General features: G+C 68.9%; 22 protein-coding genes. 10 read left to right on the top strand and 12 right to left on the bottom strand.

From position 1 onward, the window contains the following. Positions 1–44: 44 nt before the first annotated feature. The 4 genes from WG921_RS08985 to WG921_RS08970 form a co-directional block, all read right to left on the bottom strand. Positions 45–653 (bottom strand): CDP-alcohol phosphatidyltransferase family protein, encoded by a 609-nt coding sequence (locus WG921_RS08985; protein ID WP_340108880.1) that lies wholly within the window; start codon positions 651–653, stop codon positions 45–47. Positions 654–783: 130 nt separating this feature from the next. Continuing rightward, a complete protein-coding gene (locus WG921_RS08980) occupies positions 784–960 on the bottom strand; it encodes a zinc-finger domain-containing protein (RefSeq protein WP_340108879.1) in 177 nt (58 codons plus the stop codon). Between the two features lie 78 nt (positions 961–1,038). Next, complete coding sequence (locus WG921_RS08975; RefSeq protein ID WP_340108878.1) at positions 1,039–2,310, bottom strand: glycosyltransferase family 4 protein; 1,272 nt, start codon at positions 2,308–2,310, stop codon at positions 1,039–1,041. Between the two features lie 8 nt (positions 2,311–2,318). Beyond that, entirely contained in the window at positions 2,319–3,587 is a 1,269-nt protein-coding gene (locus WG921_RS08970; protein WP_340108877.1) for a nucleotide sugar dehydrogenase, read from the bottom strand. Between the two features lie 156 nt (positions 3,588–3,743). On the opposite strand from WG921_RS08970, the gene WG921_RS08965 reads away from it, so the two are divergent. The 3 genes from WG921_RS08965 to WG921_RS08955 all read left to right on the top strand — a co-directional run bounded on the left by WG921_RS08965 (position 3,744) and on the right by WG921_RS08955 (position 7,338). Beyond that, positions 3,744–5,153: a mannose-1-phosphate guanylyltransferase/mannose-6-phosphate isomerase gene (locus tag WG921_RS08965; protein WP_340108876.1), complete on the top strand. Its 1,410-nt coding sequence runs from the start codon at positions 3,744–3,746 to the stop codon at positions 5,151–5,153. Then, positions 5,140–6,648 (top strand): phosphomannomutase/phosphoglucomutase, encoded by a 1,509-nt coding sequence (locus WG921_RS08960; protein WP_340108875.1) that lies wholly within the window; start codon positions 5,140–5,142, stop codon positions 6,646–6,648. Before WG921_RS08965 ends, WG921_RS08960 begins: the two co-directional genes overlap by 14 nt. A 165-nt stretch (positions 6,649–6,813) precedes the next feature. Continuing rightward, positions 6,814–7,338 (top strand): YcnI family copper-binding membrane protein, encoded by a 525-nt coding sequence (locus WG921_RS08955; RefSeq protein ID WP_340108874.1) that lies wholly within the window; start codon positions 6,814–6,816, stop codon positions 7,336–7,338. Positions 7,339–7,371: 33 nt separating this feature from the next. On the opposite strand, the gene WG921_RS08950 is transcribed toward WG921_RS08955, so the two are convergent. Then, on the bottom strand, positions 7,372–7,581 hold the full coding sequence (locus WG921_RS08950; protein ID WP_340108873.1) for a DUF6494 family protein: 210 nt from the start codon (positions 7,579–7,581) through the stop codon (positions 7,372–7,374). Between the two features lie 182 nt (positions 7,582–7,763). Between WG921_RS08950 and WG921_RS08945 the strand changes: the two genes are divergently transcribed. Further along, entirely contained in the window at positions 7,764–8,639 is an 876-nt protein-coding gene (locus WG921_RS08945; protein ID WP_340108872.1) for a helix-turn-helix transcriptional regulator, read from the top strand. A gap of 4 nt (positions 8,640–8,643) precedes the next feature. Here the strand turns inward: WG921_RS08945 and WG921_RS08940 are convergent, their stop codons facing one another. From WG921_RS08940 to WG921_RS08925, 4 genes are all read right to left on the bottom strand, one after another. Further along, positions 8,644–9,477, bottom strand: coding sequence for an ABC transporter substrate-binding protein (locus WG921_RS08940; RefSeq protein WP_340108871.1), 834 nt, complete (start codon positions 9,475–9,477; stop codon positions 8,644–8,646). Then, positions 9,474–10,280 (bottom strand): ATP-binding cassette domain-containing protein, encoded by an 807-nt coding sequence (locus tag WG921_RS08935; protein WP_340108870.1) that lies wholly within the window; start codon positions 10,278–10,280, stop codon positions 9,474–9,476. The genes WG921_RS08940 and WG921_RS08935 overlap by 4 nt, the downstream gene beginning before the upstream one ends. Next, on the bottom strand, positions 10,273–10,980 hold the full coding sequence (locus tag WG921_RS08930) for an ABC transporter permease (RefSeq protein ID WP_340108869.1): 708 nt from the start codon (positions 10,978–10,980) through the stop codon (positions 10,273–10,275). The genes WG921_RS08935 and WG921_RS08930 overlap by 8 nt, the downstream gene beginning before the upstream one ends. An 84-nt stretch (positions 10,981–11,064) precedes the next feature. After that, positions 11,065–11,289 (bottom strand): hypothetical protein, encoded by a 225-nt coding sequence (locus tag WG921_RS08925; protein WP_340108868.1) that lies wholly within the window; start codon positions 11,287–11,289, stop codon positions 11,065–11,067. Positions 11,290–11,419: 130 nt separating this feature from the next. On the opposite strand from WG921_RS08925, the gene WG921_RS08920 reads away from it, so the two are divergent. Continuing rightward, positions 11,420–11,908, top strand: a complete 489-nt coding sequence (locus WG921_RS08920) for a hypothetical protein (protein WP_340108867.1) — start codon at positions 11,420–11,422, stop codon at positions 11,906–11,908. Between the two features lie 24 nt (positions 11,909–11,932). Beyond that, positions 11,933–12,319, top strand: coding sequence for a DUF6152 family protein (locus WG921_RS08915; protein WP_340108866.1), 387 nt, complete (start codon positions 11,933–11,935; stop codon positions 12,317–12,319). 72 nt (positions 12,320–12,391) lie between these two features. Here the strand turns inward: WG921_RS08915 and WG921_RS08910 are convergent, their stop codons facing one another. Next, positions 12,392–13,630, bottom strand: coding sequence for an acyl-CoA dehydrogenase family protein (locus WG921_RS08910; protein WP_340108865.1), 1,239 nt, complete (start codon positions 13,628–13,630; stop codon positions 12,392–12,394). 67 nt (positions 13,631–13,697) lie between these two features. On the opposite strand from WG921_RS08910, the gene WG921_RS08905 reads away from it, so the two are divergent. The 3 genes from WG921_RS08905 (at position 13,698) to WG921_RS08895 (ending at position 15,757) form a co-directional block, all read left to right on the top strand. After that, the gene (locus tag WG921_RS08905; protein WP_340108864.1) at positions 13,698–13,847 is read left to right on the top strand and encodes a hypothetical protein; all 150 of its coding nucleotides are present in this window, start codon (positions 13,698–13,700) and stop codon (positions 13,845–13,847) included. Positions 13,848–13,970: 123 nt separating this feature from the next. After that, positions 13,971–14,639 carry a cupin domain-containing protein gene (locus tag WG921_RS08900; RefSeq protein WP_340108863.1) on the top strand — a complete coding sequence of 223 codons (669 nt, stop codon included), beginning with the start codon at positions 13,971–13,973 and terminating at the stop codon, positions 14,637–14,639. A gap of 41 nt (positions 14,640–14,680) precedes the next feature. Further along, a complete protein-coding gene (locus tag WG921_RS08895; protein WP_340108862.1) occupies positions 14,681–15,757 on the top strand; it encodes a flavin monoamine oxidase family protein in 1,077 nt (358 codons plus the stop codon). 210 nt (positions 15,758–15,967) lie between these two features. On the opposite strand, the gene WG921_RS08890 is transcribed toward WG921_RS08895, so the two are convergent. Next, positions 15,968–16,378 (bottom strand): universal stress protein, encoded by a 411-nt coding sequence (locus WG921_RS08890; RefSeq protein WP_340108861.1) that lies wholly within the window; start codon positions 16,376–16,378, stop codon positions 15,968–15,970. Between the two features lie 25 nt (positions 16,379–16,403). Beyond that, the gene (locus WG921_RS08885) at positions 16,404–17,243 is read right to left on the bottom strand and encodes a universal stress protein (protein ID WP_340108860.1); all 840 of its coding nucleotides are present in this window, start codon (positions 17,241–17,243) and stop codon (positions 16,404–16,406) included. Between the two features lie 314 nt (positions 17,244–17,557). Between WG921_RS08885 and WG921_RS08880 the strand changes: the two genes are divergently transcribed. Next, positions 17,558–18,886 (top strand): type III PLP-dependent enzyme domain-containing protein, encoded by a 1,329-nt coding sequence (locus tag WG921_RS08880; protein WP_340108859.1) that lies wholly within the window; start codon positions 17,558–17,560, stop codon positions 18,884–18,886. The last annotated feature ends 319 nt before the right edge of the window (positions 18,887–19,205 follow it).

The following is a 19,205-nucleotide window of genomic DNA, read 5'->3' as shown; positions in this document are numbered from 1 at the left end:
TCCTTTGCGTGTCGGGCGGAGAATGGCGGATGCGGCGCGCCCGCTCAAGCGTCGAAAACCTGCTGGGCGAGCAACGCGCGCGCCGTCGCCGAGACGAAGCAGAGCGCGCCGAATCCCCAGGCCAGCGGCGCGAACCAGCCGGGGAGGAGGCAAAAGAGCGTGAAAAGCGCGATCGTCTCCGCCCCTTCCAGCAGGCCGCCGACATAGTATAGCGTCTTCACCCCCCGCGCGCTCGTGACCAGCTTCCGCTTCTCGGCGAGAATCGCATAGGCGAGGAAGGCGGCGCCGTTGGCGTGAAAGCTGGCGAGAAGAAAGGCCCCCGCCGCCCCGTTCGCGCCCGGATCGGCGATGACGAAGCCGAGCGGGATGGCGGCGTAGACGACGAAATCGCAGGTGATGTCGAGAAAGCCGCCAAAATCCGTCGGCGCCGTGGCGCGGGCGACGGCGCCGTCGAGCCCGTCGGTCAGCCGCCCGGCGAGGAGCGGCGCGAGCGCGAGGAGCGGATGGCCGAGCGCGATCAGCGCCGCCGCGCCGAGCCCGAGCAGGAACCCCGCGAGCGTGACCGCGTTCGCGGACGCGCCCCGGCGCGCCAGGCTTCGGCCCAGCCGGTCGAGCGGGCGATCGATCAGCTTGCGGAGCGCGGCGTCGAACATGATGTGAGCTTATGGGCGCTGGCGCGGCCCCGGCCAAGCGCCGATGGGCGCCTTTTTGGTGATCGGGCGGCGCGCGGCCCGAGGCGGCGGAGGTCGGGCGGCGGGTTTCAGGCGGCGGCGGCCGCGCCGCTCAATGCGCCGCCGCGCCCGGCTTCAGGACGAAGCGCTTGTCGCAATAGGGGCATTCGACGAATCCCTCGTCGTTGATCGTGAGCCAGACCCGGGGGTGGCCCAGCGCCCCATCGCCGCCGTCGCAGGCGACGCGCGTGGTTTCGACTTCGACGGTCTCCGGCGCTTCGATGCTCATATGGATCGTCCTTTGATGCGGGCTCTGATGCGGACCTGAAGGATTTAGGCGAATGCCGCCCGGACGGCAAGACGTGGCTCAGCCGCCCCGCTTCTCGGCGACGCGGAGATAGGCGGCGACCAGCGTGTCGACCTGATGATCCCAGTTCAGCTCCGCCTCGACCCGGGCGCGCCCCCGCGCGCCCATGGCGGCGCGGCGGTCCGGATCGTCGAGAAGCGCGATGATCTTCGCGGCCATGTCGCCGGTGTCGTTCGGCAGGGCGTAGAGCGAGGCGTCCTGAGCCGAATAGCGGCCCTCCGCGACCTCGAACTGCACGATGGGTTTCGAGAACGCCATGTATTCGAGGATCTTGTTCATCGTCGACTTGTCGTTCATCGGGTTCACCCGGTCCGGGTTCACGCAGACGTCGGCGGAGGAGAGGACGGAGAAGAGATCGGCGTCCGGCGCGCGGCCGGTGAAGGTGACGTGATCGGCGAGGCCGAGCCGTTCGGCCTCGGCCTTCAGCCCGTCGAGCGCCGGGCCGCCGCCGACGAGAACGAACTGAACGTCGCGGCCGTGATCGAAGACGATTTCGCGCGCCGCCTCCAGCAGCAGGTCGATCCCCTCCTGGTCGCCCATCACCCCGACATAGCCGACCATGAACGCGCGCCCGTTCCGCCAGCGCGGGTCCGGCTCCATCACCTCCAGCCGGCCGAGATCGGGGCCGGAGCGGACCACGAACACGTCCTCCGACTTTTTCCCGCCGCGGGTCATCGCGATGTCCCGGTAGGAGTTGTTGGTGGAGATCACCACGTCGGCGGCGCGGAAGGTCAGCCGCTCGAACAGCACCATCAGCTTCCAGAAAAAGCCGCGGCGGCCGAATTTCGCCTCGTAAAGCTCCGGATTGATGTCGTGATGGTCGAAGATGAACCGCGCGCCGAACCATTTGAACGGCGTCGCGATCAGGAAGATCAGATCGGGCGGGTTGCAGGCCTGGATGGTGTCGAAGCCGCGCAGGCGCCGGATCTTCAGCGCGAGCCGCAATTCGTGCCAGAGCGCGGCGCCGTATTCCAGCAGGTAGCCGGACGCGCCCTTGGCGTCGAGCGGGAGAGGGTGGCGATGGATATGAACGCCGTCGATCTCCTCGTACCGCGCCTCATAGCCCTTGCCGGTCGGGCAGATGACCGAGACCTCCGCCCCCGCCGCGGTCAGGGTGCGGGCCTCGTGCCAGACGCGCCGGTCGAAGGGGAGGGGGAGGTTCTCCACGATGATCAGGATCCGGCGCCCGGCCAGCGGCCGGCTCTCCCTGATCCGGTCCAGGCGGGGAGTGGGGGAGGGCGCGGCCGCTTCGGGCGTGTTGGGGCGGGTCATGGGGCGCCTCAGCCGAGATGGCCGATGTCGCGGAGATCGGTCTCCGGCGGAAGGTTGAGCGCCTTCGCCGTCGCGTTGGCGACCAGAACCCGGTCGTAGCGGGCGCTCTCGGCGTGGGGCTTGTCCACCAGCAGCCGCTGGAGCGACGGGAGCCGGCTGTAGGCGTAGCCGAGATTGGCGCCGATCAGCTTGTCGGCGTTGATCGCGGGGTCGAAGATCTCCAGCGAGAAGCCGGCGGCGAGCAGTTTGCGCGCCAGATCGACATTCGGGCTTTCACGGAGATCGTCGGTCCCGGCCTTGAAGGCGAGCCCCGCCATCAGCACGCGCGCGCCCGGCGCCAGCCCCTCGGCGGCGTATTCGAAGATCCGGTGCTTGTGCGCCTCGTTGGAGCGGAGCAGGCTGTCCACCAGATGCGTGTTCGCGCCGGTGTCGGCGGCGATGTACTGGAACGCGCGCACGTCCTTCGGCAGGCAGGAGCCGCCGAACGGCCCGCCGGGGCGGGTGTAATAGTCGGAGATGTTCAGCTTGGTGTCGGAGACGAAAATCTCGTGCACCGTCTTCGCCGACATGCCGAGATTGAGGCAGACGCGGCCGATCTCGTTGGCGAAGGCGACCTTGACCGCGTGCCATGAATTGTCGACGAATTTGGTGAATTCGGCCTCGCGGAAGGGAACGTTGAAGGTCTGCGCGTCGATATTGGCGTTCAGCGCGGTCATCGCCGGGTCCGGCTTCCCGTCCTTCGTGCCGATGACGATCTTCGGCGGCGCGAAGTAGTCCTTGACCGCGGAGCTTTCACGCAGGAATTCCGGGTTGTAGACCAGCCGCACGGCGTCGCCCCAGTCGGGGCCGAGTTCGGCCTCGAAGATCGGCCCGATCAGCTCCTCCATCGTGCCGGGGCGGACGGTGGAGCGATAGGCGACGGTCAGCGGCTCGCGGCGTTTCGGATCGACCGCGTTGGCGATCTGCCGGGTCACGTCCGCGATATAGCCCATGTTGTGGGAGCCGTCGGGCGCCGAGGGGGTGCCGACGCAGACGATGGCGATCGCGGCGTCGTCGAGGCCGTCGTCGATGGTCGTGCGCGCGCTGAGCCGGCCGGCGGCGAGCGCGCTGGTGAGCATGGATTGCACATCCGGCTCGATGATGGGCGCGCGGCCGGCGTTCACATTGTCGACCTTGCGCTCGGAGACGTCGACGCCGATCACGCGGTGCCCCTCGCTCGCGATGCAGCAGGCGGCGGTGAAGCCGACGTAGCCCAGCCCGAAAATAACGATGTTCATGTCGCTCCGTCCGTGTTTGCACGCCACGGCGGACGCCGTAGCAGATCGAGCCGCTTTTTGCCAAGCGGAAGGATTTGCTTCTATATCCCGAGCGCTTAAGGTATTATTGCTTCCCCCGGCGGGTTTCGGGGGCGGAGTTGAGGGAACGTCATCATCGTGATCCATCCGGTCATTCTTTGCGGCGGCTCCGGGACGCGGCTCTGGCCATCGTCCCGCGCCGCCTATCCGAAACAGTTTTCGCCCCTCCTGGGGCGCGAGAGCCTGTATCAGACGACGTTGAGGCGGCTTTCAGGGCCGGAATTCGCGGCGCCGCTGGTGATGACAGGCGTCGATTTCCGCTTTCTGGCGATGGAGCAGGCCGCGGCGCTCGGCATGATCGACGTGAACGTGATGGTCGAGCCGGTCGGCCGGAACACCGCCGCCGTCGTGCTGACCGCCGCGCTCCGCCTCGAAGACGATCCGGAGGCGCTGATGCTGGTCGCGCCCTCCGACCACGTGATCGCCGACGCGGCGGCGTTTCGCGCCGCGGTCCAGATTGGCGCGGCGGCGGCGCGGGAGGGGAAGCTGATCACCTTCGGCGTGCCGCCGACCCGGCCCGAGACCGGCTACGGCTATCTCGAACTGGCGGCGCCGGCGGCGCCCGGGGCGGCGGCCGAGGTCCTGCGCTTCGTCGAGAAGCCGGACGCGCCGCGCGCCGCGGAGATGGCGTCGTCCGGGCGGCATCTCTGGAACGCGGGCGTCTTCCTGATGCGGGTGCGCGATATTCTGGAGGCGTTCGAGGCGCTGGCGCCGGATCTGATCCCGCCCTGCCGCGCCGCGCTGGAGACGGCGAAGATGGATCTCGGATTCATGCGGCTCGGCGACGTCTACGGCGAGGCCGCCGATATTTCGTTCGACTTCGCGGTGATGGAGAAGGCGCCGCGGATCGCCGCGGTGCCGTTCACCGCCGGCTGGTCCGATCTCGGCGCGTGGGACGCGCTCTGGGAGGCGTCGGAGCGGGACGCGGACGGGGTCGCGCTGTCGGGGCCGGCCACCGCGATCGATTGCCGCGACACGCTGTTGCGGGCCGAGGAGCCGGGAATGCGGCTCGTCGGGCTCGGGCTGGACGGGGTCGTCGCCGTGGCGATGCGCGACGCCGTCCTCGTCGCGGACATGGACCGGGCGCAGGACGTGAAGGCGCTGGTGGCGGAGCTGAAAGCCGCGGGCGTGGCGCAGGCGACGGAGTATCCGCGCTTTCACCGGCCCTGGGGCTGGTACGAGACGCTCTGCATCGACTCCCGCTTTCAGGTGAAGCGGATCTGCGTGACGCCGGGCGGCGTTCTGTCGCTCCAGTCGCACATGCACCGCGCGGAGCACTGGATCGTCGTCGCGGGAACCGCGCGCGTGACGGTGGGGGAGGAGGTGAAGCTCCTCTCCGAGAATGAATCGGTTTATATCCCGCTCGGCTCGCGCCATCGCATGGAGAACCCCGGCAAGGTTCCCATGTATCTGATCGAAGTGCAGACCGGCGCCTATCTCGGCGAAGACGACATCATCCGTTATGAGGACATCTATGATCGGAACTGACCCCCGCCCGCGCGCAGATCTTGTTCCGAACACCTGGGAGTTCCTGTCAGAGACGCTGGTCCAGCCGAAAGGCTTTCGCGAATATGACGCGCGCTGGCGCTTCCCCGAGGAGATCAACCTCGCGGGGGTGGAGGCGCTGGGCCTCGGCCTCGGCACGCAGATGGCCGAAGCGGGCGCCGGACGGGACATCGTCGTCGGGCAGGACTACCGCGATTACTCGGCGGCGGTGAAGACCGCGCTGATCCTCGGCCTGGTCCGGGCGGGGGCGGTGGTTCACGATATCGGCCCCGGGCTGACGCCGACCGCGTATTTCGCGCGCGCCCATCTCTCGATCGGGCCGGTGGCGATGGTGACGGCCTCGCACAACCCCAACGGCTGGACCGGGGTGAAGATGGGCCTGAAGCCGCCGCTCACCCATGGCCCCGAGGAGATGGCGCGGCTTCGCGACATCGTGCTCAAGGGCGAGGGGGTCGAGCGGCCGGGCGGGCGGGTGATCCGCGAGCGCGGCGTCGAGGCGGCCTATCTGGACGACCTGACCGGCGATATCCGGATCTCGCGGCCGCTGAGGGTGGTCTGCGCCTGCGGCAACGGCACCGCCGCGGCCTTCGCGCCGCAGGTGCTGGAGCGGATCGGCGTCGAGGTGATCCCGCTTCACACCGAGCTCGACTACACGTTTCCGAACTACAACCCGAACCCCGAGGCGATGGAGATGCTCCACGACATGTCGCGCGCGGTGAAGGAATCGGGGGCCGATTTCGCGCTCGGCTTCGACGGGGACGGAGACCGCTGCGGCGTGGTCGACGACATGGGCCGCGAGATTTTCGCCGACAAGATGGGCGTTCTGCTCGCGCGCGACTGGGCGCAGGCCCACGCGCCCGCGAAATTCGTCGTCGATGTGAAATCGACCGGCATCTACATGACCGACCCGGTCCTGACCGCCGCCGGCGCCGTCACCGAATACTGGAAGACCGGACACAGCCACATGAAGGCCCGCGTCGCCGAGACCGGCGCGCTGGCGGGGTTCGAAAAATCCGGGCACTACTTCCTCGCGCCGCCGCTCGGCCGCGGCTATGATTGCGGGATGCGGGTGGCGGTGGAGGTCTGCCGGCTGATGGACCGCCACGCCGGCGAAAAACTCTCCGATCTCGTCGCCTCGCTTCCGCTCACCTATTCGATGCCGACGCTGTCGCCGCATTGCGCGGATGAGGTCAAATACGAGGTCCTGGGCCGGATCGGCGCCGATCTCGCCGCGCTGGCGGCCGAGGGCGGAACGCTTGGCGGGCGCGCGATCGACGACGTGCTGACGGTGAACGGCGCGCGGCTGCAGCTCGAAGGCGGCGACTGGGCGCTGGTTCGGGCGTCGTCCAACACGCCCAATCTGGTCGTGGTCTGCGAAAGCGGGGAGAGCGAGGCGCGGCTTCGCGAGATCTTCGCCGATCTCGACCGGGTGATCCGCCGTCAGCCGGAGGTCGGCGCCTACGATCAGGAGTTCTGATCGGGCGCGCCTGCGGCGCCGGTCAGGCGGCGCGCCTCACCGGATTTTTGGGGAACTCTCTTGCGGGGGCCGCGTCCAATGCGCATGACGCGGCCTCGCGAGGGCGCGTCATGGGCGCCCGCGCATCCGGGGCGCGCTCCCGATCATCCGCTGCAGGAGACTGACATGAAGACCGTGCCGACCGCTTTCGCCGCGCTTGCGCTTCTCGCCCCGGCGGCGAGCGCGCATGTGAACATCACGCCGTCCGAGGCGCCGCAGGGGGCGACTTTCGTCGGCGCGCTGGGCGTCGGGCACGGGTGCGACGGGGAGTCGACGCTGAAGCTCCGCGTGCAGATCCCCGAAGGGGTGATCGCGGTCAAGCCGACGCCGAAGCCGGGCTGGGATCTGGAGATCGTCACCGGCGCTTTCGAGAAGAGCTACGAGCACCACGGCGCCACGGTGAGCGAAGGGGTGAAGGAGCTGATCTGGACCGGCGAATTGCCGGACGCCTATTTCGACACCTTTTCGTTTCGCGGCGCGCTGACCGACGCGTTTCCGGCCGGCTCGACGGTCTATTTCCCCGTCGTTCAGGAATGCGCGACCGCGGCCCGGCGCTGGGTGGAGATCCCCGCCGAAGGCCAGAACGCGCATGATCTGGACGCCCCGGCGGCGGGGCTGAAGGTCACCGCGCCGGGTCATGGCCATCATTGACGCCGCGCGGCCCTGAGCGGGGGCCGCGCCCGCCTACGCGTCGGAGACGTCGATCTCGCCTTCGACGACGTGGGTGAGCCCGGCGGCCTCGATGGTGAGCACCATCTTCGCCTTGACCGCGCCGCCCGAAAGCTTGCCCGCCTCGCGCGCGGCGCGGACGGATTTCTCGATCTCCTGCTGCGAGGTGACGCCCACCCGCTTCAGGAATTTGCGCATCGACATGTTGAACGCGTCGTCAGCCATGGTGAGGCCTCCTCGATTGAACCGAACTCCCCGGCCTTCCGGCGCGGGGCGCGTGGCCGGCAGAGTATCGGCGATCCGCGATCCGGCGCAATCCTGGGCCGCGGGCCGCGCCGCGCCCACGCCGGTTGAACAGCCGCCGGTTTGGCCTCATCCTGCCGGCCCCGCCAACGAGGGCCAAGGCCGTGACGACAGACGCTCCCGCATCCCCGCGATTCCTGACCACGAAAGAGGTCGCGGAGCTTCTCCGCGTGAAGGAGCGGAAGGTCTACGATCTGGTCGCGGCGGAGGAGATTCCGCACCGGCGCATCACCGGCAAGCTGCTGTTCCCGCGCGCGGAGATCGCCGCCTGGATCGAGGGCGAGGCGGCGCAGGCCGCGCCGGTCAGCCCGGCGCTGCTGGCCGGCTCGCATGATCCGCTGCTGGAATGGGCGGTGCGCGAAAGCGGCTGCGGTCTGGCGACGCTCTTCGACGGCAGCATGGACGGGCTCGACCGGTTCGCGGCGGGCGCGGCCGGGGTCGCGGGGGTCCACATTCCCGATGCGGGCGGCTGGAACGTCGAGACGCTCAGGGAGCGCGGGCTGAAGCAGTGCGTGCTGATCGCGTGGGCGGCCCGCTCGCAGGGGCTCATCCTCGGGGAGGGGGCGGCGGCGGCGGCCGGGCTCTCCGATCTTCGCGGCCGGCGGCTGGTCGCCCGGCAGGCGGGCGCGGGCTCCGGCGCGCTCTTCGCGCGGCTGGCCGCGGCGGAGGGGCTGACCTCCGCCGATTTCAGCGTCACGTCCATGCCCGCCCGGACCGAAACCGAGGTGGCGGCGGCGGTGGCGGCGGGCGAGGCGGACGCCGCGCTCGGCCTCGCGGCGATGGCGCGCCAGTTCCGGCTGGCGTTCAGGCCGCTGGTCGAGGAGCGGTTCGATCTCCTCCTCGATCGCCGGTTCTATTTCACCGAGCCGGCGCAGATTCTGTTCGCGTTCACGGCGACCGCCGCCTTCGGCGAGAAGGCGGCGGCGCTCGGCGGCTATGACATCGGCGCGCTGGGCGAGGTGCGCTGGCTCTCGCCCTGAGCGCTCACTTCGCCGCGTTGGGAAAAAAGAGCCGCTGGCCGTCGACCGTGTAGGCGGCGATGGCGGCCTGCCCCTCGGCGGAGATCACCCAATCGACGAACCGCTGGCCGAGATCGGCCTTCACGTTCGGATGCCTTTCCGGGCTGACCAGGATGATCCCGTATTGATTGAAGAGCCTCGGGTCGCCTTCGACGGCGATCTCATGATCGCCTTTCGCGCCGAACGAGATCCAGGTGGCGCGGTCGGTCAGCACATAGGCGCCCATGCCGAGCCCGGTGTTGAGCGTCGCGCCCATGCCGGAGCCGGCCTCGCGGTACCAGCCGCCCGAGGCCGCGGCGACATCGACGCCCGCCGCTTTCCAGAGCCGAAGCTCGGCCTTGTTGGTGCCGCTGTCGTCGCCGCGCGAGACGAAGGGCGCCTTCGCCTCCGCGATCTTCGTCAGCGCGGCGACGGCGTCCCTCAGCCCCGCGACCCCGGCGGGGTCGGCGGGCGGCCCGACGATGACGAAGTCGTTATACATGACGTCGAACCGCGCCACGCCGTGGCCATCCGCGACGAATTTCTCCTCCGCCGGCTTCGCATGAACGAAAAGCACGTCGCCGTCGCCGTTGACCGCGTTCTTGATCGCCTGTCCGGTGCCGACCGCGACGACCCGGACCTCGATCCCGGTCTTTTCGGTGAAGGTCGGCAGGATATGGTCGAACAGCCCGGAATTCTGGGTCGAGGTGGTGGACTGGACCACGATGAAGGGGGCGTCGGCCGCGGCCGACGCGGGGGCGCCGATTCCGGCGGCGGCGAGGGCGGCGATGGCGAGCCCGAGAAAATGGCGGCGGATCATGAAAGTTCTCCCTGGAGGGTCGGCGCGGGGCCGAGATAGAGGCGGCCTTCGAGCCAGGCGCGCGCGGCGTCCGAGCTCGGCGCGCTCAGGACGCGGGAGGCGAGGCCGGATTCGGCCAGCCGCCCGCCATGCAGGAACGCCACATCGTCGGCGAGGCGCCGGGCCTGGCCGATATCGTGCGTCACGATGACGATGGTCGCGCCGCGCCGGCGCGCCTCGTCGATCAGCGCCTCGATCGCCTGCGTCGAGTGCGGGTCGAGGCTGGCGGTCGGCTCGTCGAGGAAAAGCAGCTCCGGCTCGCAGGCGATGGCGCGCGCGAGCGCGAGGCGCTGCTGCTCGCCGCCCGAGAGCACCCGGGCGGGCCGCCGCGCGAGATGGGTGAGGCGGGCGCGCTCCAGCGCCTCGTCCGCGCGCCGGGCCCGCTCCGCGCCGCCGACGCCCCGGACCGCGAGCGCGAATCTGAGATTGCCGAGCACCGAGCGGCGCAGCATCACCGGGCGCTGGAACACCATCCCCTGCGCCCGCCGCGCCGCGGCGTCGAGCGGGCGGCCGCGCCAGAGCACCGCGCCCGCCGAAGGGGCGATGAGCCCGTGCAGCAACCGCAGAAGCAGGCTCTTCCCCGCGCCGTTCGGGCCCATCACCGCCAGCCGCCGCCCGGGGCGGATGGTCAGGTCGACGCCGTCGACCAGCCGCGCGCCCCCGGCCGCGAAGCTGAGGCCGCGCGCCTCCATCACCGGCGGCGCGAAGACGTCGGAGACGATGGCGTCTTCGTCGGGGGCGGGGGCGGGGGCGGGCTCACGCATGGGCCGCGCCCCCCGCCGGGGCGCGAAGCGCCATCACCGCCGCGTTGACGATCAGCGCCAGCATGAGAAGGATCACGCCGAGCGCCAGCGCCAGCTCCAGATTGCCCCTGGAGGTCTCGAGCGCGATCGTCGTGGTCATCACCCGGGTCACATGGTTGATGTTGCCGCCGACGATGATCACCGCGCCGACCTCGGCCACCGCGCGGCCGAACCCGGCGAGCGCCACCGTCAGAAGGCTCAGGCGCGCGTCCCAGAGCAGCGCCGCCGCGCGGTCGAAAGGGGAGACGCCGAGCGAGGCGAACTGCTCCCGATATTCATGGTTCAGATCCTCGATCACCTGCCGGGTCAGCGCCGCGACGATCGGCGTCACCAGAATCGTCTGCGCGATGATCATCGCCGTCGGCGTGTAGAGCAGGCCGAGCGCCCCGAGCGGCCCCGAGGCCGACAGCGACAGATAGACGAAAAGCCCGACGACGACCGGCGGCAGACCCATCAGCGCGTTCAGGACCACGGCCGCCGCCGCTCTGCCGGGGAAGCGGAACGCGCCGACGGCGGCGCCGAGCGGCAGACCGATCAGACAGGAGAGCGCGACCGCCGCCAGCGTGACCCGGAGCGACAGCGCGATGATCTCGATCAGATCGGGATCCCCCGCGAGGATCAGGCCGATCGCGTCGACGAATATGGTCGCAAAACCCTGCAATTTCGCATTCTCTCCGGATCAGACGGACAGAATGCATGATAACGACATAAAATCCAGTTCGCCATGCGGGCCAGACGGCGCGCCCTAGCGGATCAGGAATCCGACCAGCAGCATCGCCAGCCCGATCATCGCCCCGCCGATCGAGGCCATGTTGACGGTGGAGAGGCGAATGAAGGCGCTCCGAAGCTGGTCCTCGGGGACTTTTCCGGTCTGAACCCGCCGCGCGAGGCGGATGCACCAGACGATCCCCGCGAGCCCGAGGACGGCGAGCGCGAGGCCGAGGCCGATGAGAATGATCGCGGCGGTCATGGGCGTGGCTCCTCTTCCCGGCGCGAGGTAACGCGGGACGCGCCCCGGCTCAAGCGGTTTGGGCGGATGGCGCTGGCGGCGCGGCGGCGCCGGCGCTATCACTGCCGCGGTCAGGATCAGGGAACCGCCGATGGACATGCTCGCCAGTTTCGCCGCCGCCGTCGAGGGGGCGGATGTCGTGAGGGCGCTGAAATTCTCGCAGCTTGGCTATGCGGCGGCGAACACCGCGCATGTGCTTGGCTTCACGCTCCTGGTCGGCGCGATCCTGCCGATGGATCTCAGGCTGATCGGGTTCTGGCGGAGTGTCGAGCAGGGCGCGCTGACGCGAATCCTGACGCCGATCGCGGCGGCGGGGCTCGTCATCGCGGTGCTGGCCGGGATGGTCCTTTTCTCCGTCCGCGCCGGGCATTATCTGAATGCGTCGCTGTTTTACTGGAAGATGGGCCTGGTCGCGGCCGGCGCCTCCCTCGCGCTCATCCTGCATCTTCGCGCCGGGCTCTGGCTTGAGCGGATGACGCGCCGGCAGGCGGCGTTTCACGGGGCCGCGTCGCTCTGCTGCTGGCTCGGGGCGCTGGCGGCGGGGCGGATGATCGCCTATTTTCCGAATTTCCCGAACTGAAGATGACGAAGCCGGAGACATGAGATGATGGTAGATCGCCGCGCCTTTCTTGGAGGCCTGGGATTTCTGGGCGCCGCCGCGCTCGCCGGGCGCGCCGCCGCGCATCACGGCTACATGGCGTGGGACACCGAGAATCCGATCGTGCTCGACGGCTGGATCTCGAAGGAGATGGACGGATTTCCGCATTGGGAGATCCGGGTGCGCGTCGGCGGCGAGGACTGGGCGGTCGATATCGGCGACAAGTTCACGCTGCAGAAGGCCGGGTTCAACGACAAGGGCAAGGATTTCAAGATGCGCAGGAAGATCCGCGTCGAGGGGGTGCGCCCGGTCGACCGCTCGATCCTCCGCATCCTGCCGTCGCGGATCACCCTGGAGGGGGACGAGCCGCGCGACATCGAGGTCGACGGCTGAGCGGAGCGCCGGGCTGAAGGGCGGCGGCCGCGCGGCGAACCGGGGCTGAAGCCGGGCGCCGCGCGCGCGTTTTCAGCGTCGCCGGGCCAGGAAGATCTCCGACATCCGGTTGTTGCTCCGCCTGAGCTCGAGCTTGGCGATCGACTGGATATGCACCTCGTCGGGGCCGTCCGCGAAGCGCAGGGCCCGGCCCCAGGTGTAGCTGTCGGCCAGCGGCGTGTCGGGCGTCAGCCCCATGGCGCCGAACACCTGCATGGCCCGGTCGGTGATCCGCGTATGGAGGTTCGGCGCCACCACCTTGATCATCGAGATTTCCTTCCGGGCCGCCTTGGCGCCGACGGTGTCGATCATCCACGCGGTTTTCAGGACCAGGAGCCGCGCCTGATCGATCTCGATGCGCGAGCGGGCGATCCAGTCCTGAATGACGCCGTGCTGCGAGATGTATTTGCCGAAGGTCTTTCGCTCCTGCGCCCGCTCGGTCATCAGCTCGAGCGCCAGCTCCGCCGCGCCGACCGAGCGCATGCAATGGTGAATGCGGCCCGGCCCAAGCCGCGCCTGCGCCAGCGCGAACCCGCTTCCCTCCTCGCCGAGCAGGTTCTCCGCCGGCACCCGCACATCCCTGAAGACGATTTCCGCATGCCCCTCGGGGTCATGCATGTTCAGGATCGTCGGGCTCCGCACGATCTCGACGCCCGGCGTCTCCCTCGGGACGATCACCATGCTTTGCTGCGTGCGCGGGGCGGCGTCCGGGTCGGTCTTGCCCATCACGATGAAGAACGCGCATTTGGGGTGGGTTCCATTGGTGATGAACCATTTGCGCCCGTTGATCACATAGCTGTCGCCGTCCCGGCGGATCGAGGTGGTGATGTTGGTGGCGTCGGACGAGGCCACATCGGGTTCGGTCATGGCGAAGGCGGAGCGGATCTCGCCCCGCATCAGCGGCGCCAGCCAGCTCTCGCGCTGATGCGGCGTCGCGAACATGTGCAAAAGCTCCATGTTCCCGGTGTCGGGCGCGCTGCAGTTGAAGACCTCGCTGGCCCAGGAGACCCGCCCCATGACTTCGGCCAGCGGCGCGTATTCCAGATTGGTCAGCCGCGTGCCGGGCTCGTCGTCGCGCAGGGCGGGGAGGAACAGGTTCCACAACCCTTCCTCGCGCGCCAGCGCCTTGAGATCCTCCATGAACGACACCGGAAACCGCCCGGCGGCGATCTCCTGATCATAGGCGTGAATCCGCGGATAGACATGCGCGTCCATGAAGGAGCGGAGTCTCTCCAGCATGTCCAGGGTGCGCGGGGAATAGTCGAAGTCCATGTCGGTTTCCTTTGAGCGGGCGAGGACCGTCTCGCGCCGAAGAGGCCCATCCGGGCCGGGGGGCGCCATGGCCGCGCCGGGCTTCATGGCGTTTCTGGTCGGCGCGCTCGCGCTTCGCCGCGCCGCTTGCATGGCGCGCGGCCCCGGGCGCATACAGGCGCCGGGCGGCGCCGTCTCATCGCTTTCGCCTTCGTCGCTCCTCGCGATGGGGGCGTGAATCACAAACCCTTGACGCCGTTCGACCCGTTTCGAGTTGGCCTCGCCGGAGCGTGCGATTATCGGTCAACTCTGCGGATCGGGCGCGGGTCGGCGGCCGCAGGCAGGATAGGGAGCGGACGGCATGGACGTCAATTCGGATTTTTCGCAGCGTGTCCTGGTGCATTCGGACGAGACGCCATGGCGCGCCTCTCCCTCCGCCGGCGTGGAGCGCCGGATGCTGGATCGGATCGGCGGCGAGGTCGCGCGGGCCACGACGATCGTGCGCTTCGCGCCGGGCCACAGCTTTTCCCCGCACACCCATGGCGGCGGCGAGGAATTCGTCGTGCTGGAGGGCGTGTTTCAGGATGAGCGCGGCGATTATCCGGCCGGAACCTATGTGCGCAATCCGCCGACCACGCGGCACACGCCCCGCTCGGACGCGGGCTGCACGATCTTCGTCAAGCTCTGGCAGTTCGACCCCGCCGACCGCGACCAGTTCCGGAAGACCATGACCGACGGCCTGAGCGCCGCGGGCGAGGGGGTCAGGCGCGCGGAGCTGCACAGGGACGCGCGCGAAACCGTCAGCTATCTCGATGTCGCCGCCGGCGCCTCTCTCCATGTCGACGCGCCGGGCGGCGTTGAGCTTCTGGTGCTGAGCGGCGGCCTGACGGAAGGCGGCGACGGGTTGCGGCCGGGCTCCTGGCTCCGCCTGCCGGAGGGGCGCCCGCTCGCGGCGGCGGCGGGCGCTGACGGGGCGACGCTGTGGATGAAGACCGGGCATCTCCGTTTCGTGGCCGCCCCGGATGCCTGACGCGCCGCAGCGGCGCCGCGCGACACCGGCGGCGCGGTCCCATGCCGGGTGAAGACGGTCCGATGGAGACGGAGGTCGCGATCGTCGGCGGCGGGCTCTCCGGCCTGGCGCTTGCGCGCCGGCTCGATCGATCGGGCGTGGATTTTCAGCTTCTGGAGGCGCGCGGCCGCTTCGGCGGGCGGATCGCCGCGCTGGAGACTCCGTCCGGCCCGGTGGATCTCGGCCCGTCCTGGTTCTGGCCGGGACAGCCGCGGATGGCGGCGCTTCTCGCGGCCCTCGATCTGTCCGGGTTTCCGCAATACGCGGAGGGAGACCTCTCCTTTGAGGATGAGGCCGGCCGGGCGCATCGCGGCGTGGGCTTCGCCTCGATGGCGGGGTCGATCCGCATCGCGGGCGGGGTCGTCCGGCTTGTCGACGCTCTGGTCGCGGGCCTTCCCGGGAGCCGCCTCCACCGCGGCGCGCGCGTCTCCGCGCTCGACAGCGCGGGCGGGGTCCATCTGGCGGACGGGCGGGCATGGCGCGCGCGGCGCATTGTGCTCGCGCTGCCGCCGCGCGTCGCGGCGAAGGTGACGTTCCGCCCGGCCCTCGCCCCGGAGCAGATCGGCCGCCTTGAGCGCATACCGACCTGGATGGCCGGACACGCGAAATTCGTCGCGGTCTATGACGCTCCGTTCTGGCGCGCCTCGGGGCTTTCCGGCGACGCGATGAGCCGGCGCGGCCCGCTGGTGGAGATCCACGACGCGTCGGGGCCGGATGGCGCGCCCGCCGCGCTTTTCGGCTTTCTGGGGCCGGCGCCCGCGCATCGCGCGCATCGCGCCGATGAGATCGAGGCGGCGGCGCTGGCGCAACTCGCCCGCATCTTCGGCGCGGCCGCCGGCGCGCCGACTCAAACCGCGCTTCAGGACTGGGCCTTCGAGCCGGAAACCGCGACGGAGCAGGACTTCATCCCACCGGCGGCGCATCCCGATTACGCCGCGCCCTTCGCGCGTCCGGGGCTCTGGAATGGAAGGCTTCAGTTCGCCTCGACCGAAACGGCGCCCGAGATGGGCGGCTACATGGAAGGGGCTCTGGCCGCCGCGGAGCGCATGGCGGCGGATATAATCGAATTATACAAGTAGAATCAATAGATAATATGTAATTCTTAATGTGATGAGTGAACTTAACGCCCGCGAGCGTCAAGCGGGGCCTCAAATCTCGACTTTTGGATTATCTATATATTGCAATAGGTTGACCCCCTTATCGCGTGCGATAACGCGCGATAACGCGCGATATCGCCCCCGCCGCGCCGACCCGGCCGGGGGGGGGGCGCCGCCCCCCGCCCGCGCCTCTCACCTCAGGATGTGAACGGCGCAGCTCGCATGCCGCGCGACCCATGCGGCGGTGGAGCCGAGAAGGTAGTCCGCGATTTCAGGGCGATGCGACGCGATGACGATGCAGTCGACCTTATGATTTTCGGCGTATTCGACGATCGTGTGCGAGACGCTCCCCGCGACGATGGCGGTCTCCACGGTCTGCTTCGATTGGAGCGCGAGCGCGCCGAGTTCGGCCTCCACGGCCTTCCTGTTCTTTTCAAGAACATCGGCGGGAACATAGTTCTCGACATAGCTCGGGACGGTCTCCTGAACATGCAGGAGCGTGACCCGCCCGCCGTCATCGAGGAGCCTGTCGGCCACTTTGAGCGCGGCCGCGCCTTTTTCGGCGCTTCCATAGGCGATCGGGACGAGAATGTGAGGATACATTGCGTGGTCTCCGTTGAAAATGAAGTCAGGACGAGAAAAGAACCGGCGCCGTCATGCTTTCGAGCAACCTGGTCGTGGCGGCGCCGATCACGAAGTCATAGAGCCTCGAATGGCCGAAGGCGCCGGTGACGATGAGGTCGACGCCGCGCTCGAACGCCTCGTTGAGCAGGATGTCGCCGACCGCGACATCCTCCGCGACGCGCTCGACGAACTCCGCCTTCACCCCGTGGCGGGCGTAGGCCTGGGCGAGCTCCTTGGCGGTGGCCGTCGCCGCGCTTTTCGCTTCCTTGGACCGGGCGGTCACGATCACCGCTTCGCATCCCGGCGCGAAGAGCGGAAGCGCGTCATGCGCCGCGCGGGCGGCCTCCCGCGTCGGGCTCCATCCGATCAGGGCCTTGCTGGAGAGCCCTTCGAACACGCCGGCGTAAGGAATGACGAGCACCGGCCTGCCGCTCTTCCGGATCGTGCGCTCGAGGATCAGCGCGCGCGGCCCGCTCTGCGCGTCGGGGCGCTCCTGCCCCATGATCACCAGATCGGCGGCGCGGCATTGTTCGAGGACCGCGTCGGAGGCGCTCGAGAACCGATTGTCGTCGTATCGCCATTCGCTCACGAAATCCTCGCCCTCCGTGGCGGCCCTGAAAACCGCGGCGATCTCCTCGGCGCGCTTTTCCCGCTCCTCGAACACCACGCTCAGATCCGGGAGCGCGGCCATCCCCGGATAGCCGGTGTAGACGGCGATATCCCCCGCGACATGCAGGCCGATCAGATGCGCCCCGTGGCGCCGGGCGACATCCACCGCGGTGTGGAGCGTCTGCTTCGCCGATTCCGGGTCGTTCATCGATACGAGGATGGTCTTGATTGGCATGACTGAACGCTCTCCTGAAGCTTCTGGGTCAATGTCAGATCAATATAGGCGATGAGCGCCGCCACAGACACCCGCGCGCCTGCGACCGATCGCAACGGGGGCGGGCCTCCCACATCCGTTCAGCATCGCGCCCGGCGCCCGGATCGCCGGCGTCATGGCCGGTGCGACGACGCGAAGAAGGATTGCTATTCGGCTCTCGGTCAGCCGAGAGTGCGGGTACACTTGTCCCGACCTGAAATTCCAAACCAGCGAGATGGCTCGCTTCCAGACGCCTGGATGCTGAAGAAGATCAGCCCACACTACGGAGTGCTCTCATGCCGAACTCAAGCGCCAAGACCAATCCGCCGCTCTTCTCGACCTTGCCGGACGTCCGCGTGGACAGCCGCGCCAAGGGCATGCCGGACTCCATCGAGGACATGCCGCTCTCGGCGATCGGCGAACAGGGCTGGAATCTTCTGCGGCGCGACCTGCCGACCCCGCTTGCCGTGCTCGATCGGGCCGCGATCGAGGAAAACAGTCGCTGGATCGCGGCGGTGACCTCCCATTACGGCGTGTCGCTCTGCCCGCACGGCAAGACCACCATGGCGCCGCAACTCTTTCGCAAGCAGCTCGCCGACGGCTGCTGGGGAATAACGCTCTCCACGCAGCATCACGTGCAGGTGGCGCGCCACTATGGCGTGTCGCGCATCTTCCTCGCCAATCAGATCCTCGATCCGGGCTTTCTCGGCTATATTTCCCGCGAGCAGGCCAAGGATCCTGATTTCGACTTCTACTTCCTTCTGGATTCGCTGGAAGGCGTGGAGCTTCTGGAGCGGGTCGCGGCGGGCTGCGCGGGCCATCGGCCGTTCCAGGCGCTGATCGAACTCGGGTCGCCCTACGGGCGCGCCGGCTGCCGGACCGAAGCCGAAGCGCGCGCCATCGCCGAGCGTCTGGCGCGCATGCCGCAGGTGGCGGCGCTCGTCGGGATCGAAGGCTTCGAAGGCAGCATCCGCGGGGCGGATCAGGGCGAGATAGAGCGCCGCGTCAACGAATTCCTCGTCTTCATGACCGACACGGCGAGCGCCCTCGCCGCGGCGGGCCTGTTCGGCGGGCGTGAAATCCTGTTGACCGCGGGAGGCTCGGCCTTTTTCGATCTCGTCGCCAAGGCCCTCAAACGTCCGGTCTTCGACAAGCCGTCGCGCGTGGTGCTGCGCAGCGGCTGCTATATCTCGCACGACGCCTGCATGTACAAGCAGGCGATCGCCCGGGTCCTCGAACGCTCGCCGGAGCTGGCCGCGCTGGATGTGAAGCCGCGCCAGGCGCTGACCGTGTGGACGACGGTGCAGTCGCGCCCGGAGCCGGGGCTCGCGTTTCTCAACGCCGGGCGGCGGGACGTCTCCTTCGATGCGCACCTGCCTCGCCCGCTTCGATACGCCTCCGGCGCGGCGACGATGACCGCGCATGACATGCCCGAGGGCCACGAGGTCATCATGCTGAATGACCAGCACGCCTATCTGAAATGCCCGCCGGACAGCCCCCTTCGCCCCGGAGATCTCGTGGAGCTCGGCATTTCGCATCCGTGCACGACGTTCGATAAATGGGGCGTCCTCTCGGTGATCGACGATCGCTTCGACATTGTCGAAGCGATCAAGACATTCTTCTAGCTGCGGAGAGCCCGAATCTTGCGAGGCGCCGGCTGAGTCCGCCGGCAGGCGGCTCAACCCGTCCTGAGCGGCGTCAAACCGCGCCGCCGCCCGCCCGGGGGGCGCCCGCACCTCCGAGGGCGGGACGCTCCGGACCTGCTTCAACTCGGGCTTCGCCAGCGCGGCCAGGCTTCGGATCCGTGGCCGAATTGGCCCATTCGGACCGACGCCTCGAATGGACGGGGGCGCATCTCGGGACGCGCTTCATAATCTTCGCGTATCAGAGCGATTGGAAAATCCAAATTCTAATTATGAATCTCATGTGGTAGACGTTCGCCCG

The organism is Paludibacillus litoralis (assembly GCF_037646705.1).
Classification (GTDB): domain Bacteria; phylum Pseudomonadota; class Alphaproteobacteria; order Rhodobacterales; family Rhodobacteraceae; genus Pikeienuella; species Pikeienuella litoralis.
The sequence above is the reverse complement of the archived record's forward strand: the minus strand, read 5'-3'. Positions and strand labels throughout refer to the sequence as shown.